We start from the raw sequence: 24,830 nt of genomic DNA on the forward strand, positions 1-24,830 counted from the left end.
TAGACTTGCCGCCGAGTTGTCCCCCGGTTTGCGGGACTGCTTCACAATCACCAGATGGGGATTTAACGGATGAAACTGAAAAACACCTTGGGCTTGGCCATTGGTTCTCTGATTGCCGCCACTTCGTTCGGCGCTCTGGCACAAGGCCAAGGCGCAGTTGAAATCGAAGGCTTCGCAAAGAAAGAACAATTCGACAGCGCTCGTAACTTCAAGAACAACGGCAACCTGTTCGGCGGCTCGATCGGTTACTTCCTGACCGACGACGTTGAACTGCGTCTGGGCTACGACGAAGTGCACAACGTGCGTTCCGACGACGGTCGTAACATCAAGGGCGCTAACACCGCTCTGGACGCTCTGTACCACTTCAACAACCCAGGCGACATGCTGCGTCCATACGTATCGGCTGGTTTCTCCGATCAGAGCATCGGTCAGAACGGTTCCGGCGGTCGTGACCGCTCCACCTTCGCCAACGTTGGCGCTGGTGCCAAGCTGTACTTCACCGACAACTTCTACGCCCGTGCTGGCGTTGAAGCTCAGTACAACATCGACCAGGGCGACACCGAGTGGGCTCCTAGCGTCGGTATCGGTGTGAACTTCGGTGGCGGCTCCAAGCCTGCTGCTGCTCCAGTTCCAGCACCAGCTGAAGTCTGCTCCGACAGCGACAACGATGGCGTTTGCGACAACGTTGACAAGTGCCCGGACACCCCAGCCAACGTAACTGTTGACGCTGACGGCTGCCCAGCAGTTGCTGAAGTTGTTCGTGTTGAGCTGGACGTTAAGTTCGACTTCGACAAGTCGGTTGTGAAGCCAAACAGCTACGGCGACATCAAAAACCTGGCTGACTTCATGAAGCAGTACCCATCCACCACCACTACTGTTGAAGGTCACACTGACTCCGTCGGTCCTGACGCTTACAACCAGAAACTGTCCGAGCGTCGTGCAAACGCCGTTAAGCAAGTTCTGACCAACCAGTACGGTGTTGAATCGTCCCGCGTTCAGTCTGTTGGCTACGGCGAATCCCGCCCAGTTGCTGACAACAAAACTGAAGCTGGCCGCGCTGTAAACCGTCGCGTAGAAGCGCAGGTTGAAGCTCAAGCTAAGTAATTAGCTGCCGCTCTGAGAAAAGCCCGGCTTAGGCCGGGCTTTTCTTTGCCTGCAATTTGGCTTTGCAGCTTTAAAAGATCGCAGCCTGCGGCAGCTCCTACAGGACCAATGCAGATCCAAAGTAGGAGCTGCCGCAGGCTGCGATCTTTTGCTCTTCAACAACAGCCGCCACCGCCCCGATCACCAGAATCGCCGGGCTTTTCAATCCAAACGCACACGCATCATCACTCATGCTCGCCAGATCACTCCGGCATTCGCGCTGCTCTGGCAACGATGCATTCTCGATCATCGCCACCGGCGTATCCGCCGCCATCCCGCCTGCCAGCAGTTGATCGCGAATCTCCCCCAGCTTGGCCACGCCCATATAAACCACCAGCGTCGTACCCCCCTGTGCCAGCGCCTGCCAGTTCAACTGGCTGTCGTCCTGGGTGTGTGCAGTCACCAGGGTCACCCCGCGCGCCACACCGCGTAACGTCAGCGGAATATCGCACTGCGTCGCCCCGGCCAGCCCAGCGGTAATGCCATTGACCAGTTCCACCTCAACTCCGCGCTCACGCAGCCACTGCGCCTCTTCGCCGCCACGGCCGAAGATGCACGGATCGCCGCCCTTGAGCCGCACCACACACTTGCCATGGCGGGCATAGCGCAGCATCAACCGATGGATAAATGCCTGCGGCGTCGAACGGCATCCACCGCGTTTACCCACCGCAATAATGCGGGCGTCAGGACAGTGTTCCAGCACCGCGTCGTTGACCAGATCATCAATCAGCACCACATCGGCCTCGCGCAGGGCGCGCACCGCTTTGAGGGTCAGCAGTTCTGGATCACCCGGCCCCGCGCCGACCAGCCAGACTTTTGCGTTCATGGTGTTTCCCTCATCAGATAACGGCGGCTGGCTGCACGTCGGCAGCCAGTAAGCGTTTTATTTCCGGGACGCACGAGCCGCATTGCGTGCCGCAGCCCAGTTGGTTTTTCAAGCCCTGCAGATCCAGGCCTTGGCGAATGCCGGCGCAGACCGCGCTGAGGCTGACGTTCTTGCAGTTGCACAGGGTTTTATCCACAGCCATTTGCGCCCCGACACTGCCCGGCGGCGCACTCATTGGCGCCAATAGCCAGCGCCGCAGTTGTTCATCCGCACGGCCTTCCAGCCACAACCCTTGCAGCCAATGCTGAGCGAGGGTTTCACCGGCCAATCGGATCGCAGTGATCCGGCCGTTTTCAATGCGCACGCGTTTGCCAATGGCGCGGCGAGGATCGTCATAAGCCAATACCGGGCCGTCAATCAGTGACAGGCATTGGTCGATTTCACCGAGCAATTGCGCATTCGGAGCTTCGCTGCTGGCCGCGCGTATCAGCAATGCCGATCGTTCACGTCCGACAAGGCTGAGACTCACGTAGGAAAATGCCTCACAGAGCGGTCGTAGCGTCTCGAAATGCCGTTGAACATCACCCTCGATCAGTGCGAAAAGTTGCCACGGCAGACTGACCGGCTCGAGACGCACACCGCTGTGTTTCAGCTCCGGTTGCTTCGACAGCGGATCAAAGTCCGGCAGGGTCAGGCTGTTCACACCGCCCTTGAGAAAACGGTCGCCCCAGTGCATCGGCAGAAACGCTTGCCCCGGACGTACGCTGTCATCGCTGCCAACCGCGACGATTACCGCGCCGCGACGACTTTTAAGGTTGACCAGATCGCCCGGCTGCAAACGATGCCGGCGCATTTCGTCCGGGTGCAGGCTCAACACCGCTTCGCTGACATGCCCGAACAATTGCGCTGCCGTGCCAGTGCGGCTCATACCGTGCCATTGATCGCGCAAGCGGCCAGTGATCAACGTCAGTGGAAAGCGAGCATCGCGCTGCTCTTTAGCGGCGCGATACGGGTCGGATATGAATTGCGCACGTCCGTTGGCGGTCGGAAAAATCCCGTCCTCGTACAGTCGTGGCGTTCCTTGCCGCGCTCCGACAGGGAAGGGCCATTGCTGCGGTCCGATCTCGTCGATCAGCGCGTGGCTGATCCCGGACATATCCAGATCCCGTCCACGGGTCAGCCCTTTGAATTCATCGAACAACTGCGCAGGTTGGTTAAACGTAAACAGGCTCGACTCAGCGGGACGCAGACGTTTCTCCAGACGTTGTGCGAAATCTACCGTGATCGCCCAGTCCGGCCGCGCCTCACCCGGTGGGAGGATGGCTTTACGCACGTGGGAAATGCGTCGCTCGGAATTGGTCACCGAGCCTTCTTTCTCGCCCCAACTGGCGGCGGGTAGCAGGAGATCGGCGAATGCAGCGGTTTCGGTGGTGCGAAAGGCTTCTTGCAGAACCACAAACGGGCAGGTCTCAAGCGCTGCTCGCACAGCATGTTGGTCCGGCATCGATTGCGCAGGGTTGGTGCAGGCAATCCACAACGCCTTGATCTTGCCGTTGCGCACTTGCTCGAACAGTTCGATGGCACTGAGACCGGTACTTTCCGGCAACCGATCAACGCCCCAATATGCCGCTACTTCGGCGCGATGTTCAGGGTTGGCCGCGTCTCGATGGCCCGGCAACAGATTCGACAAACTGCCCGTTTCGCGCCCGCCCATGGCATTCGGCTGACCGGTGAGTGAGAAAGGTCCTGCACCCGGACGGCCGATTTGTCCGGTGGCCAAGTGCAGATTGATCAGCGCGCTGTTCTTCGCGCTACCAGCGGTGGACTGATTCAGGCCCATGCACCACAGCGACAGAAAGCTCGGCGAGGTGCCCACCCATTCCGCGCATTGCTGCAATTGCTCGACACTGATCCCGCACAGTTGCGAAACCATTTGCGGGGTGTAATCGCGCACCAGATTTTTCAAGTCGGCGAGGCCACCGGTGTGCGCCTTGATGAAGTCACGGTCGATCCAGTCTTCCCACAGCAACAGATGCAGAATTCCGTGAAACAACGCGACATCGGTGCCCGGCAGAATTGCCAGATGCAGATCGGCGAGGTCGCAGGTGTCGGTGCGCCGTGGATCAATGACGATGACTTTCATCTGTGCGCGACGGGATTTTGCCTCTTCCAGTCGACGGAAAAGTACCGGATGGGCGTAGGCCATGTTACTGCCGACGATCATCACGCAATCGCTGAGTTCCAGGTCTTCATAACTGCACGGAGGAGCATCGGCGCCGAGGCTGCGTTTGTAGCCGACCACTGCTGAAGACATGCACAGGCGCGAATTGCTGTCGATGTTGTTGGTCCCGACCAACGCCCGCGCCAGTTTGTTGAAAGCGTAATAGTCCTCGGTCAGTAACTGCCCGGAGATATAGAACGCCACGCTGTCCGGGCCGTGCTCGGCAATGGTCTCGGCGAACACGTTGGCAGCGTGTTCCAGTGCCGTATCCCAATCCGTTCGGCTGCGCGCCAGGCCTTTGCCCAGACGCAGTTCCGGGTACAGCGCGCGGGCTGCCAGGTCGCCGGTCAGGTGCAGGGTCGAGCCTTTGCTGCACAGTTTGCCGAAGTTGGCCGGGTGCGCCGGATCGCCGCTGACGCCGAGGATGCGCTCGCCGTCATGCTCGATCAGCACGCCGCAGCCGACCCCGCAATAACAGCAGGTCGAGGCGGTCGTCTGGCGGTTCATCAGATGGCGTCCCGCAGGGCCAGTTGCACACGACCGTTTTCGACCCGCGCCGGGTGATGGTGCGCGCAACCGATGTCCGGCGCCTGCGCTTCGCCAGATTCGAGGTCGATTTGCCAATTGTGCAGCGGACAGGCCACACGTTTGCCGTAGATCAAACCTTGCGACAATGGCCCGCCCTTGTGCGGGCAGCGATCGTCGAGGGCGAAAACCTCATCGTCGCTTGTACGAAAAATCGCGATGTCACCTTTCGGCCCGGCAATGATTCGCGAACCGAGGGCATTGATCTCGTCGAGAGCGCAGATATCGAGCCAGTTCATGCCGGCACCTCCAGATTTTTCACAGGGATTACATCGAATTCTTTCTTCAGTTGCGGCTGCGCCAGACGCTCTTTCCAAGGGTCTTGCTCGAACGACAGAGAGAATTGCAGGCGCTCGTTCAGTGCCTTGCGACGCTCAGGGTCTTCGAGCACGGCTTTCTTGATGTGCTCCATACCGACCCGTTGCAGGTAGTGCACGGTGCGTTCGAGGTAGAAGGCTTCTTCGCGGTAGAGCTGCAGGAACGCGCCGTTGTATTCGCGGACTTCCTCGGCGGTTTTCAGCTTGACGAAGAACTCGGCGACTTCGGTTTTGATCCCGCCGTTACCGCCGATGTACATCTCCCAACCGGAGTCGACACCGATAATTCCTACGTCTTTGATCCCCGCTTCCGAGCAGTTGCGTGGGCAACCGGAGACGGCGAGTTTCACTTTGTGCGGCGACCACATGTTGAACAGATCGTGCTCGAGCTCGATGCCCAGTTGCGTCGAGTTCTGCGTGCCGAAGCGGCAGAACTCACTGCCGACGCAGGTTTTCACGGTGCGGATGGATTTGCCGTAGGCATGCCCGGACGGCATGTCGAGGTCTTTCCAGACGCCGGGCAAGTCCTGCTTCTTGATGCCGAGCAAATCGATGCGCTGACCGCCGGTGACCTTGACCATCGGCACGTTGTACTTGTCGGCCACGTCGGCAATCCGCCGCAGTTCCGAAGGATTGGTCACGCCGCCCCACATCCGTGGCACCACCGAATAGGTGCCGTCCTTCTGAATGTTGGCGTGGGCGCGTTCGTTGATCAGGCGCGATTGCGGATCGTCCTTGGCTTCGCCCGGCCAGGTGGAAATCAGGTAATAGTTGAGGGCCGGGCGGCAAGTTGCGCAGCCGTTCGGCGTGCGCCAGTTGAGGTAGCTCATGGTGCCGGCGATGGTCAGCAGATGTTGCTCGCGGATGGCCTGACGGATCTGCCCGTGATTGAGGTCGCTGCAACCGCAGATGGCTTTTTCGCTCTTCGGTTTGACGTCCGCCGCACCGCCGACGGTGTTGATCAGGATCTGTTCGACCAGCCCGGCGCAGGAGCCGCAGGAGCTGGCAGCCTTGGTATGTTTCTTCACCTCATCGACGCTGAACAGGCCGTGTTCCTGAATGGCTTTGACGATGGCGCCTTTGCACACGCCGTTGCAGCCGCAGACTTCGGCGGTGTCGGCCATGACCATGGCTTTGTCCTGGCCTTGATGTCCTACGTCGCCTAACGCATTTTCTCCAAACATGAGGTGATCGCGGATTTCGCCGATGGCGTGATTCTCACGAATCTGCCGGAAATACCAACCGCCATCTGCCGTATCGCCGTACAGACAGGCGCCGACCAGCACGTCATCCTTGATCACCAATTTTTTGTACACGCCGCCAATCGGGTCGGAGAGGGTGATGGTTTCCGTGCCTTCGCCGCCCATGAAATCGCCGGCAGAAAACAGATCGATGCCGGTGACTTTCAATTTGGTCGAGGTCACCGAACCCTGATAACGGGCGAAACCCAGTTGTGCGAGGTGGTTGGCGCAGACCTTGGCCTGTTCGAACAACGGCGCGACCAGACCGTAGGCAATGCCGCGGTGGCTGGCGCACTCGCCGATGGCATAAATGCGCGGGTCGTAGGTTTGCAGCGTGTCGTTGACCAGAATCCCGCGATTGCACGGGATGCCGGCCTTTTCCGCCAATTCTGTGTTGGGACGAATACCGGCAGCCATTACCACCAGATCAGCCGGGATGATCTCGCCGTTCTTGAACTGCACCGAGCCGACCCGGCCATTGCCCGCATCGTGCAGCGCCTGAGTCTGTTCGCACAGACGGAAATGCAAGCCTCGGGATTCGAGGGCAGTTTGCAGGAGTTGGCCGCTGGTTTTGTCCAGTTGCCGTTCCAGCAACCACTCACCGATGTGCACCACGGTGACGTGCATGCCGCGCAGCATCAGGCCATTGGCGGCTTCGAGCCCGAGCAGACCGCCACCGATGACCACCGCGTGTTTGTGGGTTTTAGCGGTGTCGATCATTGCCTGGGTATCGGCGATGTCGCGATAGCCGATCACCCCGTGCAGGGTGTTGCCGGGGATCGGCAGGATGAACGGCGTCGAGCCGGTGGCGATCAGCAGGCGATCGTATTCGGCTTCGGTGCCGTCCTCGGCGATCACCCGGCGTTTGACCCGGTCGATCTCCACCACTTTGCGGTTGAGCAGCAACTTGATGTTGTTTTCCAGGTACCAGTCGAGATCGTTGAGGACGATCTCTTCGAAAGTCTGCTCACCGGCCAGCACCGGCGACAGCAGGATGCGGTTGTAGTTGGTGTGCGGTTCGGCGCCGAAGACCGTGATGTCGTACAGCTCGTTGCTCAGCTTGAGCAGTTCTTCGAGGGTGCGGACCCCGGCCATGCCATTGCCGATCATCACCAGTTTGAGTTTTTTCATCAGGTTCTCCGGGGAGCTGCGGCTGGCCTCTTGTGGGCAGTCAGGCCTTGCTCGAGAAATTTTGCGCAAACAAAAAAGGCGTCCCGCTAGTTGCCTAGCGAGGACGCCTTTGTCCTGGTCCCGTTCTCTCGGGAAGCGCAGCCTTCGTCGTTGAAGGTTGGGCTTTATGTGTGTGTTGGGAGAGGTAATGCAGTGGTTGTGCCAAGTGGGGGAATGGCGTGTTTATTGGGCGGGAGCGGTAATTGACGGGGATTTTTTGCACTGAATCGACGCGGGTTGCTCGTTCGTGGGGCATTCAGGCAGGTGGATTTGTAGTGATTGGGCGGGCCCCTTCGCGAGCAAGCTCGCTCCCACAGGGGATCGGAGTCGTTCACAAACCCCCTGTGGGAGCGAGCCTGCTCGCGAACGACGCGGCGCGGTGTCAGCCGTGAAACAACAAAACCAGCAACACCAGATTCCCCAGCAGAGCCACGATCGCCATGGTGCGCCAGACCTTCAACGGCTCACGCTCCAGCAATGGCCGAGGCCGCACACTCAAACTGCGCCGCTCGCCCTGTTCCAACACCAACAGCCATTCCTCAGCCGTTTCAAACCGTTGTTGCGGATCAGCCGCCACCCCACGCTCCAGACTCTGCACCAGCCATTCCGGCAGATCCGGCCGAAATCGACTGGCACTCACTGCCACAGCAAATCGCGGCCGCTGAAACGCTTCGATCTCGCCATAGGGAAAATGCCCGGTGAGCAAGAAATACAGGGTCACACCGACCGCATACAAATCCAGCGACACACTTGGCGGATCACCGCGAAATGCTTCCGGAGCGATGTAACTGGGTGTCCCGGGCAACGTTGACGGCGCGTCTTCGGACAAGCCTGGGCAGTACGCCAGGCCAAAATCCAGCAGACGCAATTCGCCGTCGTCGCCCACGTGCAGATTTTCCGGTTTGATGTCCCGGTGCAGAATCTGTCGCCGATGCAGCAGCCCGACCGCGCGCAGCAGTCGCTCGGCGATGTCCTGCCACTGTGCCAACGGCAGCGGGCCTGACAGTTGAAACAGCTGTGCCAGCGTCGCCCCAGAATATTCCCGCATCACGTAGTACAAATGCTGACGCTGCTGGCAGGCATGGACTTCAGGAAAGTGGCGACCGGCTACGCGTTTCAGAAACCATTCCTCGGACAACAGTGCTTGCCCGGCGTAGGAATCATCGGCGGAACGCGTGGGTAGGGTTTTCAGAAGCCACGTTTGACCTTGTCCATCAAGCACCCGATACAGCAGCGATTGCTGGCTCTGAGCGACAACCTCCAGCACTTGCCAGCCTTCGAACGACTGACCGGGTTTCAACGGTGACGGCAGGGGCCATTGCTGCAGATGAATCAGCGCATCGCCGATACTGGCCTCACCCAAAGCATCCACCCGCACCAGCAAAGCACTGGCATTGTCCTGGCTCCCCGCCAGATGCGCGGCGTTGATCAGCGTCTGCGCGGCACTGTGCAGATCCGGTTGATCACGCAGAATCGCCGCAATGGCGGTATCGCCGAGTGTCGACCAGACCCCGTCACTGAGCAAAACAAAGCACTCGCCGTCGCGCAGTTCGCCATCAAGGAAGTCCAGCACCAGATGCTGATCCAGCCCTAGCGCACGCTTGAGCACATGCTGCATGCCCGGCTGATCCCAGACGTGGTCTTCGCTGATTCGCTGCAAGCTGTCGGCGTGCCAGCGATACACCCGGCAATCGCCGACGTGGGCGAGGGTGAAACGCCGACCACGCATGACCAAGGCGCTGACCGTGGTGAGCAACGGTTGCCCACCACCGTTGGCCTGCAACCAGCGGTTTTGCGCGAGCAGCAGGCGATCCAGTGCCTGGGCCACGCTCCAGGTTTCCGGCGTGGCGTAGTAGTCGAGCGCCAGCGCCTGCAAGGTCGAGCGCGCGGCCAGTCCGCCATCGGCACACTGGCTGACGCCATCGGCGATAGCGAACAGATAACCCTTGCTCGCCGCCAGCGCCGGCGCGGGCGTGACCAGACGCAAAGCGTCCTGATTCTCCGCGCGCGGACCGGTGGCGCTGGCTTCGGCGAAACTCAGTTGCAGGGCCATCGAAGGTTCAGACCCGCGCCGCCGTCACTGCCGCCGACCCCCAGGTGGTTCTCCAGCGACGCTTGACGCCGTGCAGGCCAAACCACGCCAGCACGCCAAGGCTGGCGAACAACCACAACGCCAACTGATAGCTGCCGGTGCTCTGCTTGATCGCGCCCATACCGGCGGCCAAGGCAAAACCGCCGATGCCGCCGGCCATGCCGATCAGCCCGGTCATCACGCCGATCTCCAGACGAAAACGCTGCGGTACCAGTTGGAAAACTGCGCCGTTGCCTGCCCCTAAACCGAGCATGGTGCAGACGAAAAGCGCCAGAGCAGCGTAGGAACTTGGCAGGTTGAAACCGACGGCCGCGATGCACACGGCGGCGACGGTGTACATCGCCAGCAACGTGCGAATACCACCGAAGCGATCAGCCATTGCGCCACCCAGCGGCCGCATCAAGCTGCCGCCGAACACGCAGGCTGCGGTGTAGTAGCCAGCGGTCACCGGGCTCAAACCGTACTGATCGTTGAAGTAGCCGGGCAGGGCGCTGGCCAGGCCGATAAAGCCGCCGAAGGTCACGCTGTAGAAAAACATGAACCACCAACTGTCACGGTCGCCCAGGGCTTTGAAGTAGTCAGCCATGGCTTTGGCTTTCGGCCGCTCAGGGGCGTTTTTTGCCAGCCAGGCGAACAGCACCAGGGTCAGAATCAGCGGGATCAGAGCGAAACCGAAGACATTGCTCCAGCCGAACGCGGCGGCGAGCACCGGCGCGAGCAGAGCGGCAAACACGGTGCCGGAGTTGCCCGCACCGGCGATGCCCATGGCTTTGCCTTGATGCTGCGGCGGGTACCACTGTGACGCCAACGGCAGTGCAACAGCAAACGACGCGCCGGCCATGCCGAGAAACAGACCCAATATCAGCGCCTGCTCATAACTATGGATGCCGAGTTTCCAGGCGCCGAACAGCGCGCAGATGACGATGACCTGGCCAATCAGGCCGGCGGTTTTCGGCGACAGCCGATCGGCGAGCATGCCCATCACAAAACGCAGCACTGCACCGGCGAGGATCGGCGTGGCGACGACGAGACCGCGTTGTTGCGTGGTTAGCTGCAGGTCGGCGGCAATCTGCACCGCCAGCGGGCCGAGCAGGTACCAGACCATGAAGCTCAGGTCGAAATACAGGAAGGCCGCGAACAATGTCGGGGTGTGGCCGGATTTCCAGAAGCTTGAATTCATCGCGCACCTCAGCTGAAAAGAGTCTCGAAAGGAGTCATGCAACAGCAGGTGGGGCGCCACCACGGCCGCACCACCGGCCCCGGTCTGTGGGGCCAAAACGCAAAAACGCCGCTCCCTGATGCGCCGGTTGGGCGAACGGGTGAGCGACGTCTTTGTCGTAGGTGGGGCAACCGCCGTTGGTTACCTGTGCGTTTTACTTAGCGAGATTTGTGCCAACAGCCTGAAAATCAAAAGCACCTCACCCTAGCCCTCCCGAAACGTCGGACCGCCCGGAGGGAGAGGGGACTGATTAGGGGATGCTCGCGAACTACGCCGACCTATGATTTCTGCTGTGAATCCATAATCGACTCGGTCTTTCAGGTCGATGTTTGACGTCAGAACACCTCGATCGGTCCCCTCTCCCTCCGGGAGAGGGCTAGGGTGAGGGGCTTTTCAAGCGTTCAGCGCTTTCAGCCCAACAACTCACTCATGGCAATAATCTGCTCCGCCACCTGAATCAGCTTCTGCTGCCGACTCATCGCCTGGCGCCGCATCAGGGTGTACGCCTCTTCCTCATTGCAGTCCTTCATCTTCATCAACAAACCCTTGGCCAGCTCAATACGCTTGCGCTCGGCCAGTTGCTGGTCTCGCGCCTGCAACTGCGCGCGCAAAGCCTGATCACTCTCGAATCGTGCCATCGCCACATCGAGAATCGGCTGCAAGCGCTGGGCGTGAATGCCTTCGACGATGTACGCACTGACCCCGGACTTGATCGCCTGACGCATCACACCGGGGTCATGCTCGTCGGTAAACATCACGATCGGCCGTGGCTGGTCGCGGCTGACCAGTACCACTTGCTCCATGACATCGCGGCTCGGTGACTCGGTATCGATCAGGATCACGTCCGGGCGCACCGTTTCGACGCGCGTGGGCAGGTCGATGGTCAGGCCGGACTCGTCGATCACCTCGAAACCGGCCTCGGTCAACGCAGCTTTCAGGCGCCCGACTTTTTTCGCTGTGTCGTTGATCAACAGAATACGCAACATGTTCGCGGTCTCCTGTCAGCGGCGGGCGAGAAGGGGGGCGTCGTCGTTCAGCGCGTGCAACTTGAAACTGCGCGCGTAAGCAGCCGGGTCGCTGCCGTCCCAGACTTTGCCGTCGAGCAACTGGCTGCTGCGCATGTCAGTGCCCCATGCGGCGATGCCGACAGCGGTGGCGGCGTCGCGGTAGACGTCCAGCCGCTGAACCTGGCGGGCGACGCCGAGGTAGTCCGGATCTTCGCGCAGCAAACCCCAGCGGCGGAACTGGGTCATGAACCACATGCCATCGGACAAGTACGGCAAATTCACTTCACCGTTGCCATGAAAACGCAGCGCATGCGGATCCTGCCAGCGATTGCCGAGGCCATCGGCGTAATCACCGAGAAAACGCGGTTCGATGCACGCCACTGGCGCATCGAGATATTCCTGCGCGCTAAGCAACTGCGCGGTGCTGCGGCGGTTTTCCGGGCTGGCTTCGATGAAACGGCTGGCCTCGAGAATTGCCATCACCAGCGCGCGCGCCGTGTTCGGATACTGCTCGACAAATTCACGGGTGCAACCAAGGACTTTTTCCGGATGATCGGGCCAGATGGTCTGGCTGGTGGCCAGGGTAAAACCGAGATTCTGCTGCACCGCACTGGCGGCCCACGGTTCGCCGACACAAAAACCGTCGATACGCCCGGCTTGCAGGTGCGCGACCATTTGCGGCGGAGGCACCACCACGCTGTCGACATCCTGAAGTGGATGAATGCCCTGACTCGCCAGCCAGTAATAAAGCCACATCGCGTGCGTGCCCGTGGGGAAGGTCTGCGCGAAGGTCAGTTTTGCGCGGCTTTGGTGCACGTGGCGGTCCAGCGCTTCAGGACTGCTCACGCCAAGGTTTTGCAGGCCGTGAGAGAGGTTGAGGCTCTGGCCGTTCTGGTTCAGGCCCATCAGCACGGCCATATCGGTCGGGGCGACGCCGCCGATGCCCAGATGCACCGCGTAAATCAGTCCGTACAAACTGTGCGCGGCGTCCAGTTCACCGCTGACCAGATTGTCGCGCAGATTCGCCCATGAGCTCTGGCGCTTGAGGTTCAGCGTCAATCCATAAGGCTGGGCGAAGCCCTGTGTGGCTGCGACCACCACCGACGCGCAATCGCTCAGGGCCATGAAGCCGAGGTTGATCGCGCTTTTTTCCGGGGCATCGCTGCCATTGACCCAGGCCAGTGGCCCTACCGAAGGTTCATTCATCCAACGTACCTCGAAAAAAAAGCGCCGCCCCGGACTTTGCGCAGGCAAACCCCGAAGACGACGCCATTGTCCGTGCCCGCCTGCCGTCATTGACCGGCGCGCTGATAGCCAGGAGGGTGCAAGGCATATGCCAGAGACAGCGATTTGCGCGTGCGCCTCGCGCCGCAGGTCGATGCCCGGCTATAATCGCCGCCTCTTTTCGCCGCCCGAGTCATCGCCGCCCATGTACACCCTGGCCCGTCAGCTGTTGTTCAAACTTTCCCCGGAAACCTCCCACGATCTGTCGCTGGATCTGATCGGCGCGGGTGGGCGTTTGGGCCTCAACGGCTTGCTGTGCAAGGCGCCGGCGAAGAAGCCGGTGACGGTCATGGGCCTCGAGTTCCCGAACCCGGTGGGGCTGGCGGCCGGTCTGGACAAGAACGGCGCGGCCATCGATGGCTTCGCGCAACTGGGTTTCGGTTTTGTTGAAATCGGCACCGTGACCCCGCGTCCGCAGCCGGGCAACCCGAAACCACGGATCTTCCGTCTGCCGGAAGCCGAGGCGATCATCAACCGCATGGGTTTCAACAACCTCGGTGTCGATAACCTGCTGGCGCGCGTGGCCGCGGCGAAATACAAAGGCGTGCTGGGTATCAACATCGGCAAGAACTTCGATACGCCGGTTGAGCGCGCGGTCGACGATTACCTGATCTGCCTGGACAAGGTTTACGCTCACGCCAGCTACGTGACAGTCAACGTCAGCTCGCCGAACACTCCGGGCCTGCGCAGCCTGCAGTTCGGTGACTCGCTCAAGCAATTGCTCGCCGATCTGGCCACGCGTCGTGCCGAACTGGCCTTGCGTCACGGCAAGCATGTGCCGCTGGCGATCAAGATCGCGCCGGACATGACCGATGAAGAAACCGCACAGGTTGCTCAGGCGCTGATCGAAACCGGCATGGACGCGGTGATCGCGACCAACACCACCCTGAGCCGTGTTGGCGTCGAAGGCATGGAGCATGGCGACGAGGCGGGCGGTTTGTCCGGCGCACCAGTGCGGGAGAAGAGCACGAATACTGTGAAGGTGCTGGCCGGTGAGTTGGCTGGGCGGTTGCCGATCATTGCGGCTGGCGGGATTACCGAAGGCAAGCATGCTGCCGAGAAGATTCTGGCCGGTGCGAGCCTGGTGCAGATCTATTCTGGCTTTATCTATAAAGGCCCGGCGCTGATTCGTGAATCGGTAGACGCGATCGCCGCCCTGCGCTGATCCATAGACACCACTGTTCCCTTGTAGGAGTGAGCCTGCTCGCGATAGCTTTCTTTCGGTCACTTCATCAGCGACTGACAGACCGCTATCGCGAGCAGGCTCACTCCTACAGGTTATGCGCTCGGCACAAAAATCCATGCAATAAAAAGGGCTCCTCGAAGGAGCCCCTGGGCCGCAGCCCGCCGTCCGGGAAGGACGTGCATGGTAAGCCGTTACAAATTCAGATTGTCGTGTCGGAATTAATGCCCTGTGTCAGCCGACGGCGTGAAGTTCGTTGAGTCTGTGGATTCCCGCAGTGCCGGTCATACCGTCCCAGTTGTCGCCGCGTCCTTCTCGCCAGCCGTTAATCCAGGCTTGGCGTACCGACGGTAGAGTAAATGGGCAAAGCTCACGGGATTTGCCACCAACGCCATATTGATATCCGCGCAAAAATGCTCTTTCCAACGGATCACGCTTAAGTCTTCTCATAGGGTGTTTCCCTCACTTGTTGACTGTTTTGTGTCGCGTTGACCTCAACCGAGGTCTGGCAGAAGAAACCTGCCATGGTGCGGCTCGCTGCCGGCGTGGCGAGCCAAGGTGTTGACGCCGTTGCGACGTCAACCTGTGTTCAGTTCTAACCAATGAGTCACACCGAGGGAATGATCGTTTTGTCATAAGGACGTAACGAAATTGGTGCTACAGCCATAAGTAACGACGGGTTTCATGCACGGTTTTTCAGCAAACCCCGGTATGATCGGCCCCGCGCTGCATGATGGGGTTAATTCTTTAGTGAGAATGACCCACGTTTGCGCTGGGGTATAAAGCGACGAAGGGTCGCTTTAAGACTTTTTGTTTCATCAACTTTTTTATCTGTCCCGGCATCTAAGCTCTTTTAACCCGAGCAGCGGGGATGGAACGGCACACCTTCGTGCCACGCGGGCGTTCTTTTAGAAAAGCGCCTGATTGAAAACCGGATCGGCAATGCGTTGCCGATTCACTAGCCAAAGGCTCTGGAAATACCATGTCCGACCGTTTCGAACTCTTCCTCACTTGCCCTAAAGGTCTTGAAGGCCTGCTCATCGAGGAAGCCGTCGGGCTTGGCCTTGAAGAAGCGCGCGAGCACACTTCCGCCGTGCGTGGCATGGCGACCATGGAAACCGCTTATCGCCTGTGCCTCTGGTCGCGTCTGGCCAACCGCGTGTTGCTGGTACTCAAGCGTTTCCCGATGAAAGACGCGGAAGACCTCTACCACGGCGTGCTCGACATCGAGTGGCAGGATCACATGCTCAGCGACGGCACCCTGGCCGTTGAATTCAGCGGCCACGGCTCAGGCATCGACAACACCCACTTCGGTGCCCTGAAAGTCAAAGACGCCATCGTCGACAAACTCCGCACGCCGCAGGGCGACCGTCCGTCGATCGATAAGCTCAACCCGGACCTGCGCATTCACCTGCGTCTGGATCGCGGCGAAGCGATTCTCTCCCTTGACCTGTCCGGCCACAGCCTGCACCAGCGCGGTTACCGTCTGCAGCAGGGCGCTGCACCGCTGAAGGAAAACCTCGCGGCGGCGATCCTGATCCGTTCCGGCTGGCCGCGCATTGCCGCTGAAGGCGGCGCGCTGGCTGACCCGATGTGCGGTGTCGGTACGTTCCTCGTCGAAGCCGGCATGATCGCCGCTGATATGGCGCCGAACCTGCGCCGTGAGCAGTGGGGCTTCACCGCATGGCTGGGTCACGTGCCGGCGCTGTGGAAAAAACTCCACGAAGAAGCCGTCGAGCGTGCCGCTGCCGGTCTGGCCAAGCCACCGCTGTGGATTCGTGGTTATGAAGCTGACCCACGTCTGATTCAGCCGGGCCGCAACAACGTTGAGCGTGCTGGCCTGAGCGAGTGGATCAAGATCTACCAAGGCGAAGTCGCGACCTTCGAGCCGCGTCCGGATCAGAACCAGAAAGGTTTGGTGATCTGCAACCCGCCGTACGGCGAGCGTCTCGGCGACGAAGCCAGCCTGCTGTATCTCTACCAGAACCTCGGCGAGCGCCTGCGTCAGGCTTGCCTGAACTGGGAAGCGGCGGTGTTCACCGGCGCCCCGGATCTGGGCAAGCGCATGGGCATTCGTAGCCACAAACAGTATTCGTTCTGGAACGGCGCGCTGCCGTGCAAACTGCTGTTGATCAAAGTGCTGCCGGATCAGTTCGTCACCGGCGAGCGGCGTACCCCGGAACAGCGTCAGGCCGAGCGTGAGCAAGCGGCTTACGACCAGACCCCGGACGAGCCGCAAGAGCGCAAGTTCAACAAGAACGGTAACCCGATCAAACCGACGCCAGCCCCGGCACCGGTGATCGAGCAACCGCGCTTGAGCGAAGGCGGGCAGATGTTTGCGAACCGCCTGCAAAAGAACCTCAAGGCCATGGGCAAGTGGGTCAAGCGCGAAGGCATTGATTGCTACCGCGTCTACGATGCCGACATGCCTGAATATGCGATGGCCATCGACCTGTACCACGATTGGGTGCACGTCCAGGAATACGCCGCGCCAAAATCGATCGACCCGGAAAAAGCCTCGGCGCGCATGTTCGACGCGCTGGCGGCCATTCCGCAGGCGCTGAATGTCGATAAGAGCCGCGTGGTGGTCAAACGCCGCGAGCGCCAGAGCGGCACCAAGCAGTACGAGCGTCAGGCTGCACAGGGCAAGTTCAATGAAGTCAGCGAGGGCGGCGTGAAGTTGCTGGTCAACCTCACCGACTACCTCGATACCGGCCTGTTCCTCGATCACCGTCCGATGCGCATGCGTATTCAGAAAGAGGCCGCCGGCAAGCGCTTCCTCAATCTGTTCTGCTACACCGCGACCGCCAGTGTGCACGCGGCCAAGGGCGGTGCGCGCAGCACCACCAGTGTCGACCTGTCGAAAACCTACCTCGACTGGGCACGCCGCAACCTGTCGTTGAACGGCTTCTCGGACAAGAACCGTCTGGAGCAGGGCGATGTGATGGCGTGGCTGGAAAGCAGCCGTGACGAGTACGACCTGATCTTCATCGATCCGCCGACCTTCTCCAACTCCAAGCGCATGGAAGGCATCTTCGACGTGCAACGTGACCAGGTGCAGTTGATCGACTTGGCCATGGCCCGTCTGGCAACCGGCGGTGTGCTGTATTTCTCCAACAACTTCCGCAAGTTCCAGTTGGAAGAAAACCTCGCCGAGCGTTACGCGGTCGAGGAAATCAGCGCACAAACCATCGACCCGGATTTTGCCCGTAACACCAAGATCCACCGCGCCTGGAAAATCACGGCTCGTTGACGCTTGGCGCAATTGGATCCACAGAGCCTTGATTTTTAAAGGCTCCGTGGATCTGCCCGCGCTAGCTAAATTAGTGGCTAATAGCTATAACTCACACACGGTCAATGGGGTTTTCCCGTAAATGCTGGCGTAGTGTGAGTTGTCTTTATGTCGTTGCACCCCGTGCGCCCAAAGATTCTGGGTTTCATCAGCGAAGACGTCTCGGCCTGGCTGGTCGCGCTACTGGTATTGCTCGCCGGCGGGATTCTCACGGGGCTGCTCGCCTGGGCCACCCTCAATCAATTCCAGCAACAGACCCGTCAGCGTTTTCAACTGCTGGCCAACGAACGTTACACCCGCATCGAAGAACGCTTTCAGGATCAGGAACAACGCCTCGACGGCCTGCGCCGCTTCTTCGCCAACTCCGAATCGGTGTCCCGCGCCGAATTCGACGGTTACACCCACCCCTTATTGATGCGTACCCAGGCCTATTCGTTTGCCCTCAAGCTCAATGGGGCCGAGCGCGCTGCGTTTGAGCAGCGGGTGCGTGACGAAGGCCTGACCCATTTCACGATTCGTGAGCTGAATGCGCAGGGCGAACTGCAACTGGCGGGCGAACGCGAGGAATACGTGCCGGTGCTCTACAGCCAGACGCAGAGTCGACTTGGCTCACCGTTGGGTTATGACCTGCTGGCGCAACCCTTGCGCCGGGACACCCTGCAACGTGCCGACAAACGCGGCGGGCTGGCGGTGTCGCAACCGATGCACCTGGTCAGCATCGAGCCGTCCTATGCGCGCGGTGTACTGCTGGTGGCGCCAGTGAGTCGTAATGGCGAGCGGCAGTCGTTTGGCTACGTGATGGCGGTAATCAGCATGCGCCAGTTGCTGGCCGACGGTCTGCCGGATGCCTTCCATGATTATCTGTCGGTGCGCATTCTCGACATGTCGACCAATGATCAGCACGAAGTGTTGTTCGAGTCGACCAACGAGCCGGCGCCGAGCGACCTGTCGGCCACGCGATTACTGCGCATGGCCGATCACGACTATCAGGTCGATATCCTGCCGAGCGACGCCTTCGCGCAGGCCAACCATTCGTCGGTCGGCAGTGTGATCATCCTGGGGGGCTTGCTCAGTCTGCTGCTCAGCGCCTTGCTCTACGTGTTGGTCAGTCAACGTCAGCGCGCCTTGCGCATGGTCGAATTGCGCACCCAGGAACTGCACGCCAGCGAACAGGAGCTGCGCGGCACCCACGGCCAGTTACGCGGCGTGCTGAATGCGGCGACGCAGGTGGCGATCATTGCCACCGACTTGCGCGGCGTGATCAACACCTTCAACCCCGGCGCCGAACAAATGCTCGGTTACAGCAGTGCCGAAGTCGTCGGGCACATGACCCTGGAAAACCTGCACCTGCCCCGTGAGCTGATGGCCCGCGCTGCCGAGTTGAGTGCGCGCTACGGGAAAAGCATCCCGACCTGCCACGCTATGCTGGTCGAGGGCGGCGAAGTCGGCGGCCATGAGGCCCGCGAATGGACGCTGGTGCGCAGCGATGGCAGTCATTTGCCGGTGAACATGCTCGCCACGCCGGTGCTCGATGAACAAGGGTTGTGGGTCGGGCATCTGGCGATCTGCATCGACATCACTGAGCGCAAGCGCGTGCACGAGGTGCTGGCGGCGCGGGATGTGTTGCTGAAGAAACTCAGCGCGCACGTGCCCGGCGGTATTTATCAGTTCAGGATGGAATTCGATGGGCGCTTCAGCGTGATCTACGCCAGCGACGGCATCCGCGAGATCTACGAGCTGGAGCCGGACGTGCTGTTGTTCAACGCCGAAGCGATCTTCACGCGCATTCATCCACAGGACGTTACTCGTGTGCGCTCTTCCATTCGCGCCTCGGCCGACAGCCTCAGCCCATGGCGCGAGGAATACCGCGTGCAACTGCCCGAGCGCGGCCTGCGCTGGGTGCGCGGCGAGGCGACGCCGGAAGAGCTGCCGGGCGGCGGCGTGCTTTGGCACGGCTATATCTCGGATATTTCTGACCTCAAACGCGTCGAGGAAGAGTTGCGGGCGCTGTCGGTGACCGATTCGCTGACCGGCATCCACAACCGTCGCTACTTCCAGGAACGCCTGACCACGGAAATGGCCCGGGTCGAGCGCGGCGGCGGCGAGCTGTCGGTGATCATGCTTGATATTGACCACTTCAAACGTATCAACGATCAGTACGGCCACGCTGTGGGCGACCGGGTGCTGCAAGCGGTGTGCGAACGCATCGGCCATCGATTGCGGCGCACCGATGTGTTCTGTCGCTTGGGCGGCGAGGAATTCATGGTGCTGTGCCCGGACATCGACGGCGAGCATGCGCACACGCTGGCGGTTGAGTTGTGGCAGGGTTTGCGCAGTGCGCCGGTGGATGTAGTTGGCGTGGTGACCGCGAGTTTCGGTATCGCCAGTTGGCGACCGGGGGAGGGCGCGGACGCGCTGTTGTTGCGGGCGGATTCGGGTGTGTATATGGCAAAGCAGCGCGGGCGCGATCGGGTCGAGCAGATGAGCTAGGGTCTTGCGCAAAACCTTGTAGGAGTGAGCCTGCTCGCGATTGCGGTATGTCAGTCACCTCGATGTATCGGGACTGACGCTATCGCGAGCAGGCTCACTCCTACAGGAGGCGCGGTGATCAGAGAACCGAAGCGGTCTGCGCCAGCTTCGGCTGCTTGTACAGATCCAGCAGCACCTGATCCAGCACCGACGATGCCCCAAACGGTGCCTTGTCATTGAGGATCGCCACCACTGCCCAGGTGTTGCCATTGACGTCACGGCTGAAGCCGGCGATCGCCCGCACGGTGTTCAGGGTGCCGGTCTTGACGTGAGCCTCACCGCGCATCGCCGTGGTTTTCAGGCGTTTACGCATGGTGCCGTCAGTACCGGCGATCGGCAGCGAGCTGATGTATTCAGCGGCATACGGGCTGTGCCACGCCGCTTGCAGCATGCTCGCCATCTCACGGGCGCTGACACGTTCGGCGCGAGACAAACCGGAGCCATTCTCCATCACCAGATGCGGTGCGGTGATGCCTTTCTTCGCCATCCACTGACGCACTACGCGTTGCGCTGCCTTGGCGTCATCACCGTCGGCGTCGTTGCGGAAGCGTTGGCCAAGGCTGAGGAACAGCTGCTGGGCCATGGTGTTGTTACTGTATTTGTTGATGTCGCGGATGATTTCCGCCAGGTCCGGCGAGTAGGCACGAGCCAGCAGTTTTGCGTTGCTCGGGGTCGAGGCCAGACGATCCTTGCCCTGAATGCTGCCACCCAGTTCTTTCCAGATCGCGCGCACGGCGCCAGCGGTGTAGGTCGCGTGGTCGAGCAGCGACAGATAAGTCTGCGAACTGCAACCTTCGCCCAACTGGCCGGCCACGGTCACGGTCACGCTGCCATCGGCCTGCGGCACCGGGTTGTAGCGCACGCCGCCGGTGCATTGTTTGGAAGGCAGCGCTTTGACAGTGTTTTCGATACGCACGCTGGCAATCGGCGGCTCAACCGAGATCAGCACCCGGCCGTTATCGTTACGGGCAACAAAGCGCAGGGCCTTGAGGTTGACCAGCAAGGAGTCGGGTTTGACCAGGAACGGCTTGTTCTCGTCATTACCGTCATCGTTGAATTCCGGCAGCACTGGCTGCACGAAGAAGTTACGGTCGAGGATCAGATCACCGGTGATTTGCGTCACACCGTTGGCGCGCAGGTCGCGCATCAGCAGCCAGAGCTTTTCCATGTTCAGTTTCGGATCGCCGCCGCCCTTGAGGTAGAGGTTGCCGTTGAGGATACCGCCGTTCAGGTCACCGTCGGTGTAGAACTCGGTCTTCCACTGATGGTTGGGGCCGAGCATTTCCAGCGCCGCGTAAGTGGTCACCAGTTTCATGGTCGAGGCCGGGTTGACCGACACGTCGGCGTTGAACACGGTCGGCGTGCCCGGGCCGTCCAGCGGCACCATCACCAGCGACAGGGCGCTGGGCTGCAATTTGCTCGCCTTGAGGGCTTTTTCGACATTCGGGGTGAGGGAAGTATTGATGGTGGCAGCGGAAACAGGCAGGGCCAGGGGCAAAAGAAGGCCGGCGAGCAATAGAGGACGCAACGATTTGATCATATGAAATAAAACCCTACAGTCGAGGGGAAAATAACGAGGACATGGATGAAAAAGCCCTCAGCGGTCATGAAAGTGTCGGCATTATGCCCCAAGGTGTTACAGCTTGTGCCTTGTCCGGGCCGGCCAATACGTTATTTTTTTACAGGCGGTCGGCTTCAGGGGCCAGAGAGTCGGGCAATCGGCGGCTTAAACTGGTAAAGTGCCGGCCGTTAATACTTAAGAGGATTGTTCCAATGGCGACTAACCGTTCCCAGCGTCTGCGCAAAAAACTGTGCGTTGATGAATTTCAAGAGCTGGGTTTCGAACTGAACCTGGACTTCAAAGAAGACTTGTCCGAAGAAGCCATTGACGCTTTCCTCGAAGCCTTCATCAAAGAAGCCATGGAAGCCAATGGTCTGGGTTATGTGGGCGGCGATGACTTCGGTCTGGTTTGCCTGCAGAAGCGTGGCTCGGTCAACGAAGAGCAGCGCGCTGCCGTTGAAGCCTGGCTGAAAACCCGCTCCGAGCTGACCAAGTATGAAGTCAGCCCGTTGCTGGACGTTTGGTATCCGGAAAAGCCGATCAACGCGGCTAAGTGATACTGAAAAAAACGGCGACCTGAGGGTCGCCGTTTTTTTTCGTCTGGGGTTTGGGTGTTCGGTTTGGAATTTGTGGTGAGGCTACCCCTCACCCCAGCCCTCTCCCCCTGGAGAGGGAGCCGATTTATGGGCTTTTCAAAGCCTGAGTTCAACTCGGTATCCCACGTCGGCGTATGTCTTCCAAGCACCTCGGTCAGTCCCCTCTCCCCCTGGGAGAGGGTTAGGCGGGCGGCGTTCCGATGAGGGGCTTTTGACCTTATGCTTTACGCCAATTCAGAATCACCAGCGTCAAAACCCCCGCCACAATCCCCCAAAACGCCGACCCAATGGAAAACAGCGTCAACCCCGACGCCGTGACCATAAAGGTAATCAGCGCCGCTTCCCGTTCCTTCACCTCGGTCATGGCGATGCTCAAGCCATTGATGATCGAACCAAACAGCGCCAGCGCCGCAATCGACAGCACCAGTTCCTTCGGCAGCGCGGCAAACAACGCCGCCAACGTGGCGCCGAACACCCCGGCAATCCCGTAGAAAATCCCGCACCACACCGCAGCGGTGTAGCGCTTGTTGCGATCTTCGTGGGCGTGCGGCCCGGTGCAGATCGCCGCGCTGATCGCTGCTAGGTTGATGCCGTGGGAGCCGAATGGCGCCAGCAGCAGCGAGGCAATACCGGTGGTGGTGATCAGCGGTGAGGCCGGCACGTTGTAACCGTCGGCGCGCAGCACGGCGATCCCGGGCATGTTCTGCGAGGTCATCGCGACTACGAACAGCGGAATGCCGATGCTGATGGTCGCCGCCAGCGAGAAGTGCGGGGTGGTCCACACCGGTGTCGCCACTTCCAGATGAAAACCGCTGAAGTCGAGCAGACCCATAAAGCCTGACAGCGCGGTGCCGATCAGCAGCGCGGCGAGCACGGCATAACGCGGCGACAGGCGTTTGATCAGCAGATAAGTGAAGAACATCCCCAGCACCAGCCCGGTGCGGTGCTGCGCGGCGACGAAGATCTCACTGCCGATCTTGAACAGAATCCCTGCCAACAATGCCGCCGCCAGCGACGCGGGGATCTTTTTCACCAGGCGTTCGAAGCTGCCGGTCAGGCCGCAGATCGTCACCAGCACGGCGCAGGTGATGTAGGCGCCGATGGCCTCGCCATAGCTCACGCCGCCGAGGCTGGTGATCAGTAACGCTGCGCCCGGTGTCGACCAGGCGATGGTGATGGGCGTGCGATAACGCAGCGACAAACCAATCGAACAGACCGCCATACCGATCGAGATCGCCCAGATCCACGAAGAAATCTGCCCGCTGGTCAGGCCCGCCGCTTGCCCGGCCTGGAACATCAGCACCAGCGAGCTGGTATAGCCGGTCATCATCGCGATGAATCCCGCGACGATCGCCGACGGTGATGTGTCGGCCAGTGGGCGCAGTTGAGTGTGCGTGGCGTCGTTCATGACGGCGGTGTTCCTTATACCAATGAAGATGTCCCCTGTACGCCAAACCCCTGTGGGAGCGAGCCTGCTCGCGAAAGCGGTGTGTCAGTCAACATTCATTTTGAATGTGAAACGGCTTTCGCGAGCAGGCTCGCTCCCACAGGGGATTGTGGTCGACCAGCGGATTCTGCGATCAAGCCTAAACTCAAACGTAACGGATCGTTGCAATACAGCGGAAGTCACAAACAGCCGTACAGTCGTGTTGCCACCTTCCATTGTGTACAATCGCGCTGTTTTTTACGCGATACTTGCCAGCGACCTACTGTGCCGTATTACAGTCACGGTCTATTCGCCGCAGTTCTCCCGACTCGAGTGCCCATGAACGAACAGTTGCAACCCCTCAAGAAACAACCGCGAGCAGGCAAAGCCGGCCGCAGCGGAACCCAGGACGATATTGTCTACGCGCATATCTTCGAGGCCATCCTCGAACAGCGTCTGGCGCCCGGCACAAAATTGAGCGAAGAAGCGCTGGGGGAAATCTTCGGGGTCAGCCGCACCATCATTCGCCGCGCGCTCTCGCGTCTGGCCCATGAAGGCGTGGTGCTGTTGCGGCCGAACCGTGGCGCCGTGGTTGCCAGCCCGAGCGTTGAAGAAGCCCGTCAGGTGTTTCTCGCACGCCGTCTGGTCGAACGCGCGATCACTGAGTTGGCGGTGCAACACGCCACCGCCGAGCAGATCGCCGAGCTGCGGCAGATGGTCAACGACGAGCGCGACAGCTTCTCCCGTGGCGATCGCGGCGCCGGTATTCGTCTGTCGGGCGAATTCCACCTGAAGCTGGCGGAAGCGGCGATGAACGCCCCGTTGATCAGCTTTCAGCGCAGCCTGGTTTCGCAGACGTCGCTGATCATTGCCCAGTATGAAAGCGGCAACCGCTCGCACTGCTCGTACGACGAACACACCCAGTTGATTGACGCGATCGAGAAGCGTGATGGTGAGTTGGCGGTGAATCTGATGATGCACCACATGGATCACATCGACAGCAAGCTCAACCTCGACGAGGAAGGCGCGTCGGATGATCTGCATGCGGTGTTCTCGCATTTGTTGCAGACCAAGAAGCCGGGGCGTCCTGCGGCCAAGCTCTAAGCTGATACCGAGTCGACCCCTTCGCGAGCAGGCT

General features: G+C 60.3%; 17 protein-coding genes. 6 read left to right on the top strand and 11 right to left on the bottom strand.

The window, feature by feature from the left end:
* Positions 1-69: 69 nt before the first annotated feature.
* Positions 70-1,104 carry an OmpA family protein gene (locus HU754_RS10490; RefSeq protein ID WP_034152869.1) on the top strand — a complete coding sequence of 345 codons (1,035 nt, stop codon included), beginning with the start codon at positions 70-72 and terminating at the stop codon, positions 1,102-1,104.
* A 97-nt stretch (positions 1,105-1,201) separates the two neighbouring features.
* Here HU754_RS10490 and cobA read toward each other — a convergent pair whose 3' ends face one another.
* The 8 genes from cobA to HU754_RS10530 form a co-directional block, all read right to left on the bottom strand.
* A complete protein-coding gene (gene cobA, locus HU754_RS10495) occupies positions 1,202-1,969 on the bottom strand; it encodes a uroporphyrinogen-III C-methyltransferase (protein ID WP_093431781.1) in 768 nt (255 codons plus the stop codon).
* A gap of 13 nt (positions 1,970-1,982) precedes the next feature.
* Positions 1,983-4,697 carry a nitrate reductase gene (locus tag HU754_RS10500; RefSeq protein ID WP_186623455.1) on the bottom strand — a complete coding sequence of 905 codons (2,715 nt, stop codon included), beginning with the start codon at positions 4,695-4,697 and terminating at the stop codon, positions 1,983-1,985.
* Positions 4,697-5,014, bottom strand: a complete 318-nt coding sequence (gene nirD, locus HU754_RS10505) for a nitrite reductase small subunit NirD (RefSeq protein ID WP_016985592.1) — start codon at positions 5,012-5,014, stop codon at positions 4,697-4,699. Before nirD ends, HU754_RS10500 begins: the two co-directional genes overlap by 1 nt.
* A complete protein-coding gene (nirB, locus tag HU754_RS10510; RefSeq protein WP_186623453.1) occupies positions 5,011-7,464 on the bottom strand; it encodes a nitrite reductase large subunit NirB in 2,454 nt (817 codons plus the stop codon). Before nirB ends, nirD begins: the two co-directional genes overlap by 4 nt.
* 421 nt (positions 7,465-7,885) lie before the next feature.
* Positions 7,886-9,556, bottom strand: a complete 1,671-nt coding sequence (locus HU754_RS10515) for a bifunctional protein-serine/threonine kinase/phosphatase (RefSeq protein ID WP_186623451.1) — start codon at positions 9,554-9,556, stop codon at positions 7,886-7,888.
* Between the two features lie 7 nt (positions 9,557-9,563).
* On the bottom strand, positions 9,564-10,775 hold the full coding sequence (locus HU754_RS10520) for a nitrate/nitrite transporter (RefSeq protein WP_186623449.1): 1,212 nt from the start codon (positions 10,773-10,775) through the stop codon (positions 9,564-9,566).
* A 449-nt stretch (positions 10,776-11,224) separates the two neighbouring features.
* The gene (locus HU754_RS10525; protein ID WP_186623447.1) at positions 11,225-11,800 is read right to left on the bottom strand and encodes an ANTAR domain-containing response regulator; all 576 of its coding nucleotides are present in this window, start codon (positions 11,798-11,800) and stop codon (positions 11,225-11,227) included.
* A 15-nt stretch (positions 11,801-11,815) separates the two neighbouring features.
* Entirely contained in the window at positions 11,816-13,027 is a 1,212-nt protein-coding gene (locus HU754_RS10530) for a CmpA/NrtA family ABC transporter substrate-binding protein (RefSeq protein ID WP_186623445.1), read from the bottom strand.
* A 223-nt stretch (positions 13,028-13,250) separates the two neighbouring features.
* Here HU754_RS10530 and HU754_RS10535 point away from each other — a divergent pair, with 223 nt between their 5' ends.
* A complete protein-coding gene (locus tag HU754_RS10535) occupies positions 13,251-14,270 on the top strand; it encodes a quinone-dependent dihydroorotate dehydrogenase (protein ID WP_034152862.1) in 1,020 nt (339 codons plus the stop codon).
* 252 nt (positions 14,271-14,522) lie between these two features.
* Here HU754_RS10535 and rmf read toward each other — a convergent pair whose 3' ends face one another.
* Positions 14,523-14,738 carry a ribosome modulation factor gene (rmf, locus tag HU754_RS10540; protein WP_003223300.1) on the bottom strand — a complete coding sequence of 72 codons (216 nt, stop codon included), beginning with the start codon at positions 14,736-14,738 and terminating at the stop codon, positions 14,523-14,525.
* A 532-nt stretch (positions 14,739-15,270) separates the two neighbouring features.
* Between rmf and rlmKL the strand changes: the two genes are divergently transcribed.
* Together rlmKL and HU754_RS10550 are read left to right on the top strand one after the other, a co-directional pair.
* On the top strand, positions 15,271-17,541 hold the full coding sequence (gene rlmKL / locus HU754_RS10545) for a bifunctional 23S rRNA (guanine(2069)-N(7))-methyltransferase RlmK/23S rRNA (guanine(2445)-N(2))-methyltransferase RlmL (protein ID WP_186623443.1): 2,271 nt from the start codon (positions 15,271-15,273) through the stop codon (positions 17,539-17,541).
* Positions 17,542-17,688: 147 nt separating this feature from the next.
* A complete protein-coding gene (locus HU754_RS10550) occupies positions 17,689-20,070 on the top strand; it encodes a sensor domain-containing diguanylate cyclase (RefSeq protein WP_186623436.1) in 2,382 nt (793 codons plus the stop codon).
* Between the two features lie 118 nt (positions 20,071-20,188).
* On the opposite strand, the gene dacB is transcribed toward HU754_RS10550, so the two are convergent.
* Positions 20,189-21,649 (bottom strand): D-alanyl-D-alanine carboxypeptidase/D-alanyl-D-alanine endopeptidase, encoded by a 1,461-nt coding sequence (gene dacB, locus HU754_RS10555; protein WP_186623433.1) that lies wholly within the window; start codon positions 21,647-21,649, stop codon positions 20,189-20,191.
* 233 nt (positions 21,650-21,882) lie between these two features.
* On the opposite strand from dacB, the gene HU754_RS10560 reads away from it, so the two are divergent.
* Entirely contained in the window at positions 21,883-22,227 is a 345-nt protein-coding gene (locus HU754_RS10560; protein ID WP_007916365.1) for a YggL family protein, read from the top strand.
* A 256-nt stretch (positions 22,228-22,483) separates the two neighbouring features.
* Here the strand turns inward: HU754_RS10560 and HU754_RS10565 are convergent, their stop codons facing one another.
* The gene (locus HU754_RS10565; protein WP_110719756.1) at positions 22,484-23,674 is read right to left on the bottom strand and encodes a benzoate/H(+) symporter BenE family transporter; all 1,191 of its coding nucleotides are present in this window, start codon (positions 23,672-23,674) and stop codon (positions 22,484-22,486) included.
* A 357-nt stretch (positions 23,675-24,031) separates the two neighbouring features.
* Between HU754_RS10565 and HU754_RS10570 the strand changes: the two genes are divergently transcribed.
* Positions 24,032-24,796 (top strand): GntR family transcriptional regulator, encoded by a 765-nt coding sequence (locus HU754_RS10570; RefSeq protein WP_007918375.1) that lies wholly within the window; start codon positions 24,032-24,034, stop codon positions 24,794-24,796.
* Positions 24,797-24,830 lie beyond the last annotated feature (34 nt).

Origin of the sequence: Pseudomonas zeae (genome assembly GCF_014268485.2) — a bacterium.
Lineage (GTDB): Bacteria > Pseudomonadota > Gammaproteobacteria > Pseudomonadales > Pseudomonadaceae > Aquipseudomonas > Aquipseudomonas neuropathica.